Origin of the sequence: Pseudomonas sp. NPDC089401 (genome assembly GCF_044749485.1) — a bacterium.
Taxonomy (GTDB): domain Bacteria; phylum Pseudomonadota; class Gammaproteobacteria; order Pseudomonadales; family Pseudomonadaceae; genus Aquipseudomonas.
On record NZ_JBIVIA010000005.1, the window covers coordinates 270,889 to 285,690 of the forward strand.

Annotated in this window: 12 protein-coding genes; 5 read left to right on the plus strand and 7 right to left on the minus strand. The window is 62.9% G+C overall.

Annotated elements, in window-relative coordinates; translation table 11 throughout:
- Nucleotides 1-79: 79 nt before the first annotated feature.
- A complete protein-coding gene (locus ACIP21_RS14345; protein ID WP_400688453.1) occupies nucleotides 80-1,000 on the plus strand; it encodes a LysR family transcriptional regulator in 921 nt (306 codons plus the stop codon).
- A gap of 117 nt (nucleotides 1,001-1,117) precedes the next feature.
- On the opposite strand, the gene ACIP21_RS14350 is transcribed toward ACIP21_RS14345, so the two are convergent.
- The 3 genes from ACIP21_RS14350 to ACIP21_RS14360 all read right to left on the minus strand — a co-directional run bounded on the left by ACIP21_RS14350 (nucleotide 1,118) and on the right by ACIP21_RS14360 (nucleotide 4,679).
- Nucleotides 1,118-2,746 carry a bifunctional 3-(3-hydroxy-phenyl)propionate/3-hydroxycinnamic acid hydroxylase gene (locus tag ACIP21_RS14350; protein WP_400688455.1) on the minus strand — a complete coding sequence of 543 codons (1,629 nt, stop codon included), beginning with the start codon at nucleotides 2,744-2,746 and terminating at the stop codon, nucleotides 1,118-1,120.
- A 100-nt stretch (nucleotides 2,747-2,846) separates the two neighbouring features.
- Nucleotides 2,847-3,767: a VOC family protein gene (locus ACIP21_RS14355; protein ID WP_400688456.1), complete on the minus strand. Its 921-nt coding sequence runs from the start codon at nucleotides 3,765-3,767 to the stop codon at nucleotides 2,847-2,849.
- Between the two features lie 78 nt (nucleotides 3,768-3,845).
- Entirely contained in the window at nucleotides 3,846-4,679 is an 834-nt protein-coding gene (locus tag ACIP21_RS14360; protein ID WP_400688458.1) for a fumarylacetoacetate hydrolase family protein, read from the minus strand.
- A 171-nt stretch (nucleotides 4,680-4,850) separates the two neighbouring features.
- On the opposite strand from ACIP21_RS14360, the gene ACIP21_RS14365 reads away from it, so the two are divergent.
- Nucleotides 4,851-5,555 carry a GntR family transcriptional regulator gene (locus ACIP21_RS14365; RefSeq protein WP_400688460.1) on the plus strand — a complete coding sequence of 235 codons (705 nt, stop codon included), beginning with the start codon at nucleotides 4,851-4,853 and terminating at the stop codon, nucleotides 5,553-5,555.
- A gap of 73 nt (nucleotides 5,556-5,628) precedes the next feature.
- Here the strand turns inward: ACIP21_RS14365 and ACIP21_RS14370 are convergent, their stop codons facing one another.
- Genes ACIP21_RS14370 through ACIP21_RS14380 form a run of 3 tightly spaced genes read right to left on the minus strand, consistent with a single transcriptional unit; the run spans nucleotide 5,629 to nucleotide 11,321 of the window.
- On the minus strand, nucleotides 5,629-7,017 hold the full coding sequence (locus ACIP21_RS14370) for an efflux transporter outer membrane subunit (RefSeq protein WP_400688462.1): 1,389 nt from the start codon (nucleotides 7,015-7,017) through the stop codon (nucleotides 5,629-5,631).
- Nucleotides 7,014-10,154 carry an efflux RND transporter permease subunit gene (locus ACIP21_RS14375; protein ID WP_400688464.1) on the minus strand — a complete coding sequence of 1,047 codons (3,141 nt, stop codon included), beginning with the start codon at nucleotides 10,152-10,154 and terminating at the stop codon, nucleotides 7,014-7,016. Before ACIP21_RS14375 ends, ACIP21_RS14370 begins: the two co-directional genes overlap by 4 nt.
- Before the next feature lie 39 nt (nucleotides 10,155-10,193).
- Nucleotides 10,194-11,321: an efflux RND transporter periplasmic adaptor subunit gene (locus ACIP21_RS14380; protein WP_400688466.1), complete on the minus strand. Its 1,128-nt coding sequence runs from the start codon at nucleotides 11,319-11,321 to the stop codon at nucleotides 10,194-10,196.
- A gap of 207 nt (nucleotides 11,322-11,528) precedes the next feature.
- Here ACIP21_RS14380 and ACIP21_RS14385 point away from each other — a divergent pair, with 207 nt between their 5' ends.
- Nucleotides 11,529-12,293, plus strand: a complete 765-nt coding sequence (locus ACIP21_RS14385) for an IclR family transcriptional regulator (protein ID WP_400688468.1) — start codon at nucleotides 11,529-11,531, stop codon at nucleotides 12,291-12,293.
- On the opposite strand, the gene ACIP21_RS14390 is transcribed toward ACIP21_RS14385, so the two are convergent.
- Nucleotides 12,290-13,180, minus strand: coding sequence for a LysR substrate-binding domain-containing protein (locus tag ACIP21_RS14390; RefSeq protein WP_400688470.1), 891 nt, complete (start codon nucleotides 13,178-13,180; stop codon nucleotides 12,290-12,292). The two genes, ACIP21_RS14385 and ACIP21_RS14390, sit on opposite strands and share 4 nt — an antisense overlap.
- Before the next feature lie 110 nt (nucleotides 13,181-13,290).
- Between ACIP21_RS14390 and ACIP21_RS14395 the strand changes: the two genes are divergently transcribed.
- Both ACIP21_RS14395 and ACIP21_RS14400 read left to right on the plus strand, forming a co-directional pair.
- A complete protein-coding gene (locus ACIP21_RS14395) occupies nucleotides 13,291-13,866 on the plus strand; it encodes a nuclear transport factor 2 family protein (protein WP_400688472.1) in 576 nt (191 codons plus the stop codon).
- Between the two features lie 46 nt (nucleotides 13,867-13,912).
- Nucleotides 13,913-14,791, plus strand: coding sequence for an alpha/beta fold hydrolase (locus ACIP21_RS14400; protein ID WP_400688474.1), 879 nt, complete (start codon nucleotides 13,913-13,915; stop codon nucleotides 14,789-14,791).
- Nucleotides 14,792-14,802: the final 11 nt, after the last annotated feature.

Below are 14,802 nucleotides of genomic sequence, written 5' to 3' on the forward strand. Positions count from 1 at the left end.
GGGACGAGTCGATGATGGACGCCAGGTATTGTTACTGTCTAATCTAACCTGGCACTTGATTGATACTCGGATTGGATCAATGTTCGAACTCTCGCAACTTCGCTGTTTCACTACCGTCGCCACGGAGCTGAACTTCCGCCGCGCTGCGCAACGGCTCAACATGACCCAACCACCCCTCAGCCGGCAGATTCAACTGCTTGAACATGCGCTGGGGGTCGAGCTGTTCACGCGCACGACGCGCACGGTGGCTCTCACCGCCGCCGGCCGTGCGTTCTTCGTCGAAGCGCAGAACCTGCTGGAGCGCGCACAACAGGCAGCGGCTAGCGCCAGGCGCTTTGCCGAGGGCGATATCGGCACGGTAAACGTCAGCTTTGTCGGCAGCGCGGTGTACGAATTTTTGCCAAAAGTCATCGCCGAGGCCCGGCTCAAGCAGCCGCAGGTGAAGATCGAGCTGTCGGAAATGAACACTTACCAGCAGCACGAGGCCCTGCGCGCCCGCCGCGTCGACCTTGGGATCGTGCGTGCTCCGTTGCTGGAGTCGGGATATGCCAACGAATGCCTGGTGCGCGAGCCGTTCGTGCTGGCGGTACACCGCAGTCACCGGCTGGCCAATGCCGATTCAGTGTCGATCCACGACCTGGATGCGCAACCGTTTCTGATGTATGCCCACTCGGCCTACCCGCCTTTCAACGAACTGCTCACCGGCCGGCTGCGCTCGGCGCGGGTCGCGCCGCAGTTCGTGCAATGGCTCGGTTCGTCGCTGACCATCCTGGCGCTGGTCAATGCCGGGATGGGCCTGGCACTGGTGCCGCGCTGCGCCACCAGCGTGGTGTTCAGAAACGTGGTGTTCCGCGAAATCGACCTGGGTGAAGGCATGCTGAGCGAACTGCACCTGGTATGGCACCAGGACAATGACAACCCGGCCTTTGCCATGTTGCTCGAAGGCATCCGTAGCGCCGCGCGGGAAGGTTGGCCAGCGACGATTGAATCCGCCGGGTAGATGCCGCCGAGCGCCTGCGGTTCGCCCTGGCCGTTGTTACCTTGATGTTCGCATCGACCTGACTCTTGTCGTTATTTTCTGAACGCTACCGCAGGGGGGGCCTGCGGCATCGGCGGCTTAAACCTGTGCAGCGAATGGTTGCTTCTGCTGTAGCACCCCGCCTCGGGCCTGTTGTATGCAAAGGTCGCGACCCAGCGCGTCCAACAGCTGCGGCAGTTCGCCCAGGTCGCTGACCCCGCCGTAGAGGTAGAAGTCCGGACGTACCAGTACCACCTGCAACCCGACCTCATCGAGGAAGCGGTGATACTTGCCGGAAAGGTCGCGGCAAGTGCCCGGCGCACCGTCACGGCTCAGGCGCACGTTTTTCACCTGCAGGTGTTCGAGCACGGCTTTGTGTGAAGGGCTCAAGCCGGGCAATGGATCGTCGCCGATGCTCAGCAGGTGGAAGCCGCGACCGAATACATCGTCGTAGCGCTGGTTGCGGCCATCGTGCTCGATTTCACCATGCACCCCCAGGCAGCCGGCAGATCCGATTGCGCTACCGCTGAGCGGGTCCTTGAATACCGCGCCACCGTCCAGGCCGGGGAACGGCGGCAATGGCGGCACTTCTCCGGCAAGAAACGCAGCATCGCGCTCGGCAGCCTTTTGCGGGTCGGGCACGCAGACCACCTTGCCCATTTCCACCGAGGCATCGATCACGGCACGGATCTGCGGCTTGCGCTCCAGGGTGTAGCTGTCGAGCAAGCTGTCGCCGCACAGGCCTTTGAGAATCAGGTCCAGGCGCCAGGACAGGTTCCAGGCATCGCGAATCCCCGAGCACATCCCCTGCCCCATGAAAGGCGGCATCAGGTGCGCGGCGTCACCGGCCAGCAGCACTCGGCCATGGCGCCAGGTCTGGGCGATGCGCGAGCGGAACTGGTACACGGCATGACGCACCAGGGTGGCGGTGTCCGGATTGACCCAGGGCGCGAGCAATTCCCAGACCTTGTCCTCGTTCTGCAGGTCTTGCAACGTTTCCTGCGGCAGGCGCATGAACTCCCAGCGGCGATAGCCTGGCCCGCCAGGCACCATGGTAGTCGGACGCGCCGGGTTGCACCACTGGCCGATGTCCGGCACATCCAGTTGCACGCCTGGCTTGGGTTGCAGGTCGACCACCAGCCAGTCTTCCTGAAAGCCCAGATCCTGCCAGTCGATGCCGCATTGGCGGCGGATCAGGCTGTTGGCGCCATCGGCACCGATCACATAGCGCGCCTTGACCTGACGCTCCTCGCTGGCTTGCGCCTGGCCATCGCGCAGGGTGCGCTGCATGCGCAGCTCGCAGCCGTGGCTGTCGTGATCCAGCGCCAGTACTTCCCAGCCCTGGTGCACCTCGACGTTGCCACTTGCCTTGGCGGTGCGGTCGAGAATGGCCTCCAGGCCGGGCTGATTGAACAGGTAGCCGAAGGGACCGTCGCTGATCGACTCGGCGGACCAGTCGATTTCCACCAGCACCTTCCAGTCGGCATTGAACCACTGGTAGCAGGCCGATGGCTGGGAGATCTTCTGCAGTTCTTCTTCCAGCCCCATCATGCGAAAGACACGACGGATCTCGTGGTCGTGGAACACCGCGCGCGGCAGTGGATAAAGGGATTGCCAGCGTTCGTACACGGCAACGTCATAGCCCATGCGCCCCAGGAGAATGGCGAGGGTCTGCCCGACAGGGCCGTAACCGACGATGGCTACGTCATGAATCTTGTTTTCGTTCATCTGTGTTGACCTGAAACCGGGTGGGTTTGGGCAAGCCGCTCCCTGTCTCCCTGGGGACCAGGAAGATACCGGGCCATCTGCGGCCTGCATCGCTGGGGCGTTAGCCCTCGACGGCTGGGGTGTCCGTCTCGGTGTTGAGGACGAAGTACTCGGGGACGTGCGGCCCCCACAGGTACAGCGAATTCTCTGGCGGGAAGTCACCCGCCGACCATTGGCTGCCAGCGTCGATGAAGTCCATGTCGGCCGAGTATTCGCAGAACGATCCCCAGGGATCACGGATGTAGTGGAAGTAGTTGGAACCCAGGCAATGCCGCCCCGTACCCCAGCCTTCGCGGTAGCCGGCATTGGCCATCTGCTCGGCACCGTTGCCCACTTCGTCGACACTGTCGACTTCCCAGGCGGCGTGGTGGAAACCTTTGGCGCTGCTCTTGCAGAAGGCCAGCAGATGATGGTCGCAGCCGTGAGGGGCGTGGGTGAATGCAATGATGTCCTGGGAATGGTCGGAAAGACGCAGCCCCAGTACGCGGCCATAGAAGTCGACGGCACGGGCCACGTCAGGGCTGAACAACAGCACATGGGACAAGCGACGCGGGCGTACCTGCGCCACGGCATCGCGCGTGCTGGCACCTCGCACGGCAGGTGGTCGCACGGCGAGCGCATGCTTGTTGTCGGGCATGTGCTTGGCGCCCACTTTCACCTGCAGCAGATTGCCGTCAGGGTCGCGGAACCAGAAACCTTCACCGTCGCCTTCCTCGAACCTGGCGCCAGCGGCCTCGGCCTGCTCGCGCAAGGCGGCGTAGTCCCCGGCGAAGCAGCTCAAGCTCAGATAAGCCAGGCTCTTGCTGCGCCCTGGCAAAACCCTGGCCCAGCGATGGCCATCGGCTGCAGTGAGGTTCAGGCTGTCCGGGGTTGCGTCGACGTTCAGGCCGAAGCTGGCGAAAAATGCCTGCGCGTCGGCCAGCGAAGGCACAGACAACGCGTAATGATCGATCGAATGCACACCACGGGTCGTGATAGTCATGATCGCCTCCAATTCTTGTTCTTTCGTCGAAGCCTCGGAGCGGGAGGCTTCGATCAGGCCGGGAATGCCCGGAATCAATCAGGCTTCGTCGACGACTGGGTTGACCAGGGTACCGATGCCTTCGATGGACACTTCAACCACGTCGCCTGCTTTCAGGTAGACCTTTGGGTCCATCCCGAAGCCAACGCCTGCCGGGGTGCCACTGACGATCACGTCACCTGCTTCCAGGGTTACCGCCTCACTCAAGGTGGAGATGATGGTGGCCACGTCGAACAGCATGTCATCGGTGTTGGCCGACTGCACTACCTTGCCATTGACCTTGGTCTGCAGCAGCAGGCCCTTGCCGCCAGCCGGCAGCTCATCCGCCGTCACCAGGTCCGGGCCGAACGCGCCGGTGTCGTCGAAGTTCTTGCCCACGGTCCATTGCGGTGACTTGAACTGGTACTCGCGCACCGAGCCTTCGTTGAACAGCGCGTAACCGGCAACGTGCTGCAACGCCTGTTCCTTGCTGATGTGCCGCCCGCCGCTCTTGAGCACTACCGCCATTTCGCCCTCGTAGTCCAGGGTGTCGGAAATGCGCGGGCGGATCAGCGGTTGGTTGTGGGCCGTGAGGCTGCTGTTGAAGCGCGGGAACAGCGTTGGGTAATCCGGCTGGGCGTAAGGCGATTCCTTGGTGTGGTCGGCGTAGTTCAAGCCCACGCAGATGATCTTGCTCGGCCGGCTCATCAGCGGCAGGTAGTCCTGTTCGCCAATCTCGACCAGCGCACCCTGCGCCTGGGCACCGTATGCAGTGAGGTCGACACCGCGTGCAAGCAACGATTCCAGCGATTCCTCGCCAAGAATCCGGACACCTTCGGCAGTGCGGACGCCCAACACCGGGCGGCCCTGATGGGAGAAGCGGACATAACGCATGGAACACACCTCTTGTTGTGATTCGTGAACGCCGCCAGACACTGCGACGTGGTTCTAAGCTAATCCCAAGAAAATATGCAGTCAATTGGAAAATATATTTTTCAGGAATTATCGATAAACAAGCCATCTGTGTATGATCGGACTCACCAGCCCTCATCCGTGGTATCGCCCATGAATCAAACCGAACGCTGGGCCGCCCAGCCCGTAGCCTCGGAAAAACGCACCATGGCCTCGCAACTGGAGGCCCGCGTGCGTGAAGACATCATCAACGGCCGCCTTGCGCCGGGCAGCCGCCTGCGCCTGAAGGAGCTCGCCGAGCATTACGACGCCGGGGTCATCCCGTTGCGCGAGGCCCTGTCACGGCTGGCCACCAGCGGCTTCGTCGCCTCCGAAGACCAGAAAGGCTTCAGTGTCGGGCGCATCTCGGCCGATGAGTTGCTCGATATCACCCGCACGCGCCTGCTCATCGAATGCCAGGCGTTGGCCGAGTCCATTCGCCAGGGCGACCTGGAATGGGAAAGCCAGCTGATCGCTGCCCACCACCGTCTCGATCGCCTGCCGGTTACCGAAGGCCCCGAGCGGCTCATCAAGCCCGAGTGGGAGAGCGCCCACGAAACCTTTCACCAGGCCTTGATCGCCAACTGCCGCTCGCCCTGGCTGTTGCGCCTGTCGCACCTGCTACGTGACCAGACGGCGCGCTACCGCATGCTGTCCGTGCATTACCAGGGCGACACCGAGCGGGATGTGCCCCAGGAACACCGGGCTTTGCTCGAGGTCGCTCTGGCACGGGATGTCGACAAGGCCTGCGCCTTGCTGGCCAAGCACTACCAGACCACTACGCACAACGTGCTGGCTCATCAGGCACTCAAGCGCTGAACACGCGCTCGGCCTCAGCCTTGCATCGCCTCATCGCTTGCCCTGCGCGTCCGTGCGCCGAGACCAGTGCCCATCACTCGCGCCCGCCACCCAGCGCCTTGTATAGCGCGATCAGGTTCTGGCTACGCGCCAAGTAGGTGCTCACCAGCTCTTGCTGCGCAGCGAAGAGGTTGCGCTGGGCATCCAAGCTGTTGAGGTAAGTGTCCACGCCGGTCTGGAATCGCTGCACGGCCAGTGCGTAGCTGCGGCTATTGGCCTTCACCAGCAGCTCCTGGGCCGTGGCCTGCTTGCCCAGTTCGTCGCGCGCGACCAGGCCATCGGACACCTCCTGGAATGCCACCTGGATGGCCTTCTGGTAGTTGGCCACCTCGATCGAGGTCTGCACCTTGGCTACGTCGAGATTGGCCTGATTGCGGCCCCAGTTGAAGATCGGCACATTGATCGACGGCACGAAACTCCAGGCCCCCTGCCCGCCCGAAAACAGATCGCCCAGCTGCCTGCTGGCCGATCCCGCCGAAGCGGTCAGGCTGATGCTTGGGAAGAATGCTGCACGGGCGGCGCCGATGTTTGCATTGGCGGCCTTGAGCGCGTGTTCGGCAGCGAGTATGTCCGGGCGCTGGGTCAGTATCTGCGAGGGTAGCCCTGCTGGCAGGGCCTCAGGCAGCTCAAACACCTCAGGCCTGACTTGGGCCACTCGCTCAGGGGCCTGCGGCTTGCCCACCAGCATCACCAGCGCATTGCGATCCTGCTCCACCAGCCGCTGGTACTTGGCCTGGCTGGCCTGGGCCGAGCGCACGGTGCTTTCCGCCTGGCTCAGGTCCAGCTCCGTGGCAATGTCCTCCTGGTAGCTGCTACGTGTGGTGAGGTAGCTTTGTTGCTGGCTCTCCAGGGTCTGCTTGCCCAACGCCAGCAATTGCATGTCCGCCTGCAGCTGGTAGTACGCGTTTGCAACCTCCGCGACCAGTGCAATCTGGGCACTGCGCTGCGCCTCGACGGTCTGCAAGTAAAGCTGCAGCGCCTGCTCATCGAGGCTGCGCACACGGCCGAAGAAATCCAGCTCGTAGGAAGCGAAGCCGACACCTGCGTCATACCGATGGCTGGTGCCCGTGCGGCCGTCGCTGGACACATCCGCTGGCGTGCGCTGGCTGCTGCCGGACACCGTGGCATCGATCGACGGCAACAAGTCGGCACGCCGTATACGGTACTGCGCCTGGGCCTTCTCGATATTGAGCAACGACACGCGCAGGTCTCGGTTGTGCTCCAGCGCTTCTGCGATCAGAGCCTTGAGCTGTGGGTCCTCGAAGAACGTCCTCCACGGCAGAAGCGGATGCGCACCAGCCTGCGCATCTACCCAGTCATTGGCCACCGGCGCCACTGGCCGGTGGTATTGCGGGATCAGCGAGCAACCGCTGACCAGGCTCACGGCCAGTGCCAAGGCGGTTTTCAGTTTGCCGTGTTTCATGCGCGCTCTCCTTGAGCCTCGGTATTGGCCTGCTGCGCCTTGCGGCTGAACAGGCGGGTGATGACCAGGAAGAACAACGGCACGAAGAACACCGCCAGGAAGGTAGCGGTGAACATGCCACCTACCACACCGGTACCGATGGAGTGCTGGCTGCCCGACCCAGGCCCGCTGGAGATAGCCAGCGGCAGCACCCCGAGGACAAAGGCCAGGGACGTCATGATGATCGGGCGCAGCCGCTGGCGTGCCGCCTCTGCGGCCGCCTGCATCAGTGGCATGCCCTGCTCGTGCAGCGCCTTGGCGAACTCGACGATCAGGATGGCGTTCTTCGCCGACAGGCCCACCGTGGTCAGCAAGCCGACCTGGAAGAACACGTCGTTGGCCAAGCCACGCCCAAGGGTGGCCAGCACCGCACCGATCACCCCCAGCGGCACCACCAGGATGACGGCCAGTGGCACCGACCAGCTCTCGTAGAGGGCGGCCAGGCACAGGAACACGATCAGCACCGAGATCGCATAAAGCGCCGGCGCTTGCGAGCCCGACAGGCGTTCCTCATAGGAAATACCGGTGTACTGCAGGCCAACCCCCTCGGGCAGCTTGGCGATGATGCGCGCAACTGCCTGCATCGCATCCCCCGAGCTGTAGCCCGGCGCAGGCTCACCCTGAATCTCCACCGCCGGCACACCATTGAAGCGCTCAAGCTTTGGCGAACCGTAGGTCCAGTAACCATGGGCAAAGGAGGAGAACTTGACCATTTCTCCCTTCGCGTTGCGCACGTACCACTTGCTGAAATCTTCAGGCGATATCCGCGAACTGATTTCGCCCTGCACGTACACCTTCTTGACCCGCCCGCGATCGATGAAGTCGTTGATATACGACGCTCCCCATGCGCTGCTCATCGTGTTGTTGATGTCGCTGATGCTCACCTGCAGCGCACGGGCCTTTTCTTTATCGATGACGATTTGATACTGCGGCTCATCGTTCATGCCATTGGGGCGAACGTTGGCCAGCACCGGGTCGGCAGCAGCCATCTGCAGGAACTGGTCGCGGGCAGCGATCAACTTCTCATGCCCCAGACCCACACGGTCCTGCAGATAGAAATCGAAGCCCATGGCATTGCCCAGTTCCAGGATCGCTGGCGGCACGATGGCGATCACGGTGCCATCCTTGATCTGCGAGGCTCGCGCCTGCAGGCGCTGGGCCAACGCGAAAATGGTCGTATCATCGGTGCCCGCGCGCTCCTCCCACGGCTTGAGCCCGATGAACAGCATCCCCGAACTTTGGCCCCGGCCGGCGAAGTTGAAGCCGTTCACCGTGTACGCGGAGTCAATCAGCCCGCCTTCTTCCTGAAGCAGGTAGTCACGGACCTCGTTGAGCACCACTTGCGTGCGTGCAGCGCTGGTGTTGGTCGGCATCTGGACCTGAACGAACATCGTGCCCTGGTCCTCACCGGGCAAAAATGCCGTCGGGATCTTGGGGAACAACCAGCCGAGCGCTACCACGATCACGGCGTAGACCCCCAGGAACAACGCCTTGCGCTTGGCAATGCCCAGCACGCCGGCCTTGTAGCGATCGGCACTGCGATCGAAGGTTCGGTTGAACCAGCCGAAGAACCCCTTCTTCTCATGATGGTCATGGCCGACGGGCTTGAGCAGTGTCGCGCACAGCGCCGGGGTGAAGATCATTGCCACCACCACCGACAACGCCATGGCCGAAACGATGGTGATGGAGAACTGGCGGTAGATGATGCCGGTGGCGCCACCAAAGAACGCCATCGGCACGAACACCGCCGACAGCACCATGGCGATACCTACCAGCGCGCCCTGGATCTGCCCCATCGATTTGCGTGTCGCCTGCTTGGGCGAAAGCTTGTCTTCCACCATCACCCGTTCGACGTTCTCCACCACCACGATGGCGTCATCCACCAACAGGCCGATAGCCAGCACCATGCCGAACATCGTCAGGATGTTGATGGTGAAGCCGAACGCCGCCAGTACCCCGAAAGTGCCCAGCAACACCACCGGCACGGCCAACGTGGGGATCAGCGTCGCACGCAGGTTCTGCATGAACAGGTACATCACCAGAAACACCAGCACGATGCCTTCGAACAGGGTCTTCACCACTTCGTGGATCGACGCACCGACTGCTGGCGAGGTGTCGTAGGGATAGACCACTTTCAGGCCCGCTGGCAGGAAGGGTTCCAGCTCACCCACCGTGTCGCGTACCCGTTGCACCGTGTCCAGCAGGTTGGCACCGGTGGCCAGGCGCAGCGCGATGGCAGCCGCAGGCTTGCCGTTGTAGGTGCCGGAAATGGAAAAGTCTTCTGCCCCCAGTGCCACCGTGGCGACATCCTTGAGACGTACCTGGGAGCCGTCCGGATTGACCTTGAGCAGGATCTCGAGGAACTGATTGGCACTGGTCATGCGCGTCATGCCCAGCACCGTGGCGTTGAGCTGCACACCTTTATGCGTCGGCAAACCACCGAGAGCACCCGAGGAGACCTGGACGTTCTCCGACTTCACCGCCTCGATGACATCCTGAGGCGTCAGTTGGTAACCGAGCAGTTTCTGCGGGTCCATCCAGATACGCATCGCATACTGCGCCGCCAGCATCTGGAAATCGCCCACGCCTTTCACCCGGGTAATCGGGTCCTTGAGGTTGGACGCGATGTAGTTGCCGATGTCGAAATCATCCATCTTGCCGTCTTCGGAGTACAGCCCGACGATCAGCATGAAGTTGATCTGGTACTTGGCGACCCGCAGCCCTTGGCGCTGCACTTCTTCAGGCAGCAAAGGGGTCGCCAGCTGCAGCTTGTTCTGCACCTGCACCTGGGCGATGTCCGGGTCGGTGCCCTGGTCGAAGGTGACGATGATGGTCATGCTGCCATCGCTGTTGCTCTCCGACGAGATATAGCGCAGGCCGTCGAGGTTGTTCAGCTGTTGCTCGATCACCTGTACCACCGTGTCCTGAACGGTCTGCGCCGAAGCGCCTGGATAGGTGACGGTGATGCTCACCGCCGGGGCGGCGATGTTGGGATATTGGTTGACCGGCAGCTTGAGGATGCTGAAACAGCCCGCGAGCATGATCACGATAGCGATCACCCAGGCGAAGATCGGCCGGTTGATGAAAAACGATGCCATTTGTATGTACCGGAAAGTGACGGCTATGCCGGGGCAGTTCTATTGCTGCGAGCTTGCGATTGTTTGCAGCGGCGCGACGTTGCTGGCGGCGACAGGCTCGAGCACGATGCCTGGGCGCACACGCTGGACGCCTTCGGTGACGACCCGCTCGCCGGCACTCAGGCCAGACTCCACGAGCCATTGGTTGCCGACCGTGCGCGTGGTGCGAATGTGCCGAAGCTCGGCCTTGTCGCCCTCGCCTACGACCCAGGCGGTAGCCTCGCCTTTGAGATCACGGGTCACGCCTTGTTGCGGCACCAGGACCGCCTTGTGGCGCACCCCTTCGGCCAGCGCGCCATGGACGAACATCCCGGGCATCAGGATGCCGTCCGGGTTGGGAAACTGCGCACGTAGCGTCACCGCGCCCGTACTCGGGTCAACCGTCACCTCGGAGAACTTCAGTGCCCCGGGGTGGGCGTAGGGCGTACCGTCCTCCAGCGTCAGGTCGACCTTCACCTCGCCAGGCCCCACCAAGGCCAGATGCCCGGCGTCCAGCTCGCGGCGCAGCCGCAACAGGTCAGTGGAGGCCTGGGTGACGTCCACGTAGATCGGGTCCAGCTGGTTGATGGTGGCCAGTTCCTGACTCTGCTGGGCGCTGACCAGGGCGCCTTCGGTGACGTTGGAACGGCTGATGCGGCCGTCGATCGGCGACAGCACACGGGTGTACTCCAGGTTGATGCCCGCGGTCTTCAATTCGGCCTCGGCCTGTTTCCAGTTGGCCTGGGCATCGTCGAACTGCTGGCGGCTGATGGCCTTGGTCTCGAGCAGGCGCTGGTAGCGTTGGGCCAGGTTGCGCGCGGTATCGCGGCTGGCCTCGGCCTTGTCGAACGCCGCCTGATACAACGCCGGTTCGATCTGATACAGCTGCTGCCCTTTGCGTACCACGGCGCCTTCGGTGAACAGGCGCCTGTGCACGATACCGCTGACCTGCGGACGCACTTCAGCCACCCGGTAGGCCGAGGTTCGCCCAGGCAGGTCGCTGCTGAGCAGCACATCCTGTTCCTTGAGTTCGACCACGCCCACCTCGGGGGCCGGGGTATCCATCGTCTGCTGCGCCTTTTCGCAGGCCGACAGCACGAGTGTCATCGAAAGCAACGCGCCGAGGTTCTGCATGATTCTGACGTTCATCATTTCTCCTTGGGTATGGCACCGGGGCGGCCACTTGCCAGAGGCCAACCTCGGCAAGCGATACTTAACCACAATGCAGTACTTTGTATCGCATTATGATACACGCAGATTTTGAAGAAACACCAGCCGCTGTCGATCAGGCGATGAACCTGTACACTCGGGCCGGCCGCCAAGGCGCAGCCGGCACGTCGGTTTTCGAGGAAAGAAATGAGCGTTGAGAAAGACAAGGCAGCAGAAGAGCTGCGCAGTGGTGGTATCCAGGTCATTGCCCGGGCGAGCGCCATCATGCGTGCACTGGGCGCGCAACCGCAGGGCCTGAGCCTGGCGGCCATCGCCCAGGCCGTCGGCCTGCCACGCTCTACCGTGCAGCGCATCATTGCCGCGCTGGAGGTGGAGAAGCTGGTGGAGGCCCTGCCCGGCAGCGGCTATCGCCTGGGGCCGGCACTGGGCGAGCTGATTCACCAGGCCCACGGCGACATCATTTCCATCGCCAGGCAGTCATTGGAAGAACTTGGCGAGGCGCTTGGCGAGACCGTGGTGCTGTCGTGCATCCGCGGCCAGCAGACCCACGCGATTTTCCGGGTGATCGGGGAAGGTGAACTGCGTGTGGTGATTCCGCTGGGCCGCTCGATGCCCATGCATGCCACGGCGGACGGCAAGGTGCTGCTGTCGACCTTGACGGACGAAAGCATCGCTCAATGGCTGACACCTGCACCGCAAAAACTCACGGCCAACACACTGGAGCTGCCGGCACTGCTCGAGCAGATCGAGCAGATCCGCCGCACAGGCATCGCCCAGGACAACGAAGAGCATACCCCCGGCGTCAGCGCCATCAGTGTTCTGCTACCGACGCTGATGGGGCCTCACGCTGTTTCGGTGGTGGTGCCTACTGCACGCTTCGCAGCCCGCAAGGACGAGTTCCGCCAGGCCTTGGAAGCCGCACGCGACGCCATTGGCCAGCCCCGCGCCTAGCCCTGTGCCAGCGCCTGGCGTGCCACCTGCAGAAAGGCCCGTACGGCTCCGTTGATCTCGTCATTGCGGCTGACCAACAACAGGTCTGCCTGCTGTTCGATGCCGTCGAGCCGGCGATAGGCCACACCTGGTATGTTCACCTGCAGCAGCGGTTCGGGTACCAGCGCCACACCCAGGCCTGCGGCCACCAGCGCCAGCAGGCTGAGGGTGCTGCCGGTGCGGTGCACCCTGGGCTCGCGCCCCAGTGCCTGGCGCAAGCCACGCAGCATGTTCTCGTCGGCGCCATGGGCGGCATAGACGATCAATGGCGCGTCGCCAAACATGCAGACCTGCAAGGGGCTGGCGTCGACCAGCGGATGACTGTCGGGCATCGCCACCAGCAGTGGCCAGGTACCGACACGCTCGAAACAAAGCGACGCATCGACGATCTGCCCGCCATGGCTGGGGGCATATCCAACATCCAGCTGCCCTGCCTGTATCGCTTCGACCTGCTGCTGCGGCGCCAGTTCGCGCAGCACCACCTCGGCCTGCGGATAGGCCGCATGAAACGCCCGCACGGCGACCATCAGCCGCCCGCTGAATACCGCATTGCCGGCAAAGCCGATGCGCACGGTGCCCATCTCGCCGCGCATCGCCCGTTGTACCGTCTGCTGGGCATGTTCGGCCTGCGCCAAGGTGCGTTGTGCTTCTGCGCAGAACAGCGTGCCGGCCTCGGTCAGCTCGACCCGGCGGCTGGTGCGCACGAACAGCGGGCCACCCAGCTCCTCCTCCAGTGCCCGTATCTGCATGCTCAGCGCCGACTGCACGATATGCAGGCGCTTGGCCGCACGGCCGAAATGCCCCTCTTCAGCCACGGCCAGGAAGTACCGCAGGTGACGCAGCTCCATCTTCATCTCCATTCATTTTTAATGATAAATCGTTCAGATCAATCTATTTGAGTTTACTCCAGAACGGGACGAAGCTTGGGCTGATCGTCTATCCCCAAGAGCACTGCACCATGAACAGCTACCTGCACGACCGCCAACAGATTACCGACCTCATCACCGGCTGGATCCATCGCGACCTGGGCCAATGGGAGCAACTGGCCACGCTGTTCCACCCCGACGGGGTGATCGAAATCACCTGGTACGAAGGCTCGTTCACCGGGTTCATCGAAGGCTCGCGGCGCATGGGCGCCTCCGACCTGCGTACCAAGCACCTGATCGGTACGCCGGTGGTACAGATCAACGGCAACCGCGCCATCGTCGAGACCAATGCGGTGATCGTCGCCGAAAACCTGCGCCTGGAGCTGGGCTGCAGCGTGCACAACCGCTTCTATGACCTTGCGGAAAAACGCGATGGCCAATGGAAGCTGCTCAAGCGCCAGAGCATCTATGACATGGGTGGCTTCACCTTCCCCCGTGGCCCGCTGGCCATCGATGCGCAGGTGCTGGCGCGCTATCCGCGCGAGTATGCGCCCTTGGCCTACCTGTTGGAGAAAAGCGGTTTCCCGCTGAACCGCACGTTCGCCACCCGCGGTAGCGAGCTGGAAAGCGCCATTCGCGAGAACGCACAGGCCTGGCTCGCCGCCTGACAGCCGATTACAGCGCCACACAAGAACAACAAGAGGAGCGAAACCGATGTGCAAACAGGAATATGTTTTCCGCGGGCTGGGCGTCTCGCTGTCGGGACGCGGCCACGTACCCGAAACCGGGAGCGTGGAGCCGCTGCCACTGATTGTGGCCATCCATGGTAGCACCTACAGCTCCCGTTACTTCGACGTGCCGGGCCATTCACTGCTGGACCGGGCGCAGGCGCAAGGGCTGCCCATCTTTGCCATCGACCGCCCTGGCTACGGCATCAGCGCAGCCTACGCCGAGAATGCCCCGAGCATCCTGGACAACGCAGAGATCCTCGACTCCGCCATCCAGGACCTGTGGCACAACTACCCGCACAACGCCAGCGGTATCGTCCTGATCGGGCATTCCATCGGCGCGGCCATCAGCATCGCCATCGCTGCGCGCCAGCCTTCCTGGCCGCTGCTGGGCATCGCGATTTCTGGCGTCGGGCTCGACCCGGTAACCGCTTCCAAAGACAAGTGGAACGGTGTGCCTGCACATCAGGCGCTGGTCAGCGTGCCGCCAGAGGCAATGGATGGCTTTTTCTTCGGGCCACCGGCCACCTACGACCATGCCGTCATGCCCCAGGCCAGCCATGCCGCGTGCGCCCCTGCCCCGCGCAGCGAGCTGGTGGACATCGGCATGCAGTGGCCCAGGCAGGTCGGCCATCTCGCAGCCCAGGTGAAGGTGCCCGTGCACTATCGGCAACCGGAGTTCGAGCAGTTGTGGCCTGTCGATGAAGCCACGGTGCAGCGTTTTGCCCAAACCTTTGTCAATTGCCCGGCCATGGATGCCGCACTGTTCAGAGACGCTGGCCATTGCATCGACTTTCACCGCATGGGCGATGCGTTCCAGTTCCAGCAACTGGCCTTTGCCAGACGCTGTGCCATCAACGCGTGAATTGAGCGAGC

What these genes read in the sequence shown, in the direction of transcription:
- ACIP21_RS14345 (WP_400688453.1), top strand. Translation starts at nt 80, where the DNA reads ATGTTCGAACTCTCGCAACTTCGCTGTTTCACTACCGTCGCCACGGAG.
- ACIP21_RS14350 (WP_400688455.1), bottom strand. Translation starts at nt 2,746, where the DNA reads ATGAACGAAAACAAGATTCATGACGTAGCCATCGTCGGTTACGGCCCT.
- ACIP21_RS14355 (WP_400688456.1), bottom strand. Translation starts at nt 3,767, where the DNA reads ATGACTATCACGACCCGTGGTGTGCATTCGATCGATCATTACGCGTTG.
- ACIP21_RS14360 (WP_400688458.1), bottom strand. Translation starts at nt 4,679, where the DNA reads ATGCGTTATGTCCGCTTCTCCCATCAGGGCCGCCCGGTGTTGGGCGTC.
- ACIP21_RS14365 (WP_400688460.1), top strand. Translation starts at nt 4,851, where the DNA reads ATGAATCAAACCGAACGCTGGGCCGCCCAGCCCGTAGCCTCGGAAAAA.
- ACIP21_RS14370 (WP_400688462.1), bottom strand. Translation starts at nt 7,017, where the DNA reads ATGAAACACGGCAAACTGAAAACCGCCTTGGCACTGGCCGTGAGCCTG.
- ACIP21_RS14375 (WP_400688464.1), bottom strand. Translation starts at nt 10,154, where the DNA reads ATGGCATCGTTTTTCATCAACCGGCCGATCTTCGCCTGGGTGATCGCT.
- ACIP21_RS14380 (WP_400688466.1), bottom strand. Translation starts at nt 11,321, where the DNA reads ATGAACGTCAGAATCATGCAGAACCTCGGCGCGTTGCTTTCGATGACA.
- ACIP21_RS14385 (WP_400688468.1), top strand. Translation starts at nt 11,529, where the DNA reads ATGAGCGTTGAGAAAGACAAGGCAGCAGAAGAGCTGCGCAGTGGTGGT.
- ACIP21_RS14390 (WP_400688470.1), bottom strand. Translation starts at nt 13,180, where the DNA reads ATGGAGCTGCGTCACCTGCGGTACTTCCTGGCCGTGGCTGAAGAGGGG.
- ACIP21_RS14395 (WP_400688472.1), top strand. Translation starts at nt 13,291, where the DNA reads ATGAACAGCTACCTGCACGACCGCCAACAGATTACCGACCTCATCACC.
- ACIP21_RS14400 (WP_400688474.1), top strand. Translation starts at nt 13,913, where the DNA reads ATGTGCAAACAGGAATATGTTTTCCGCGGGCTGGGCGTCTCGCTGTCG.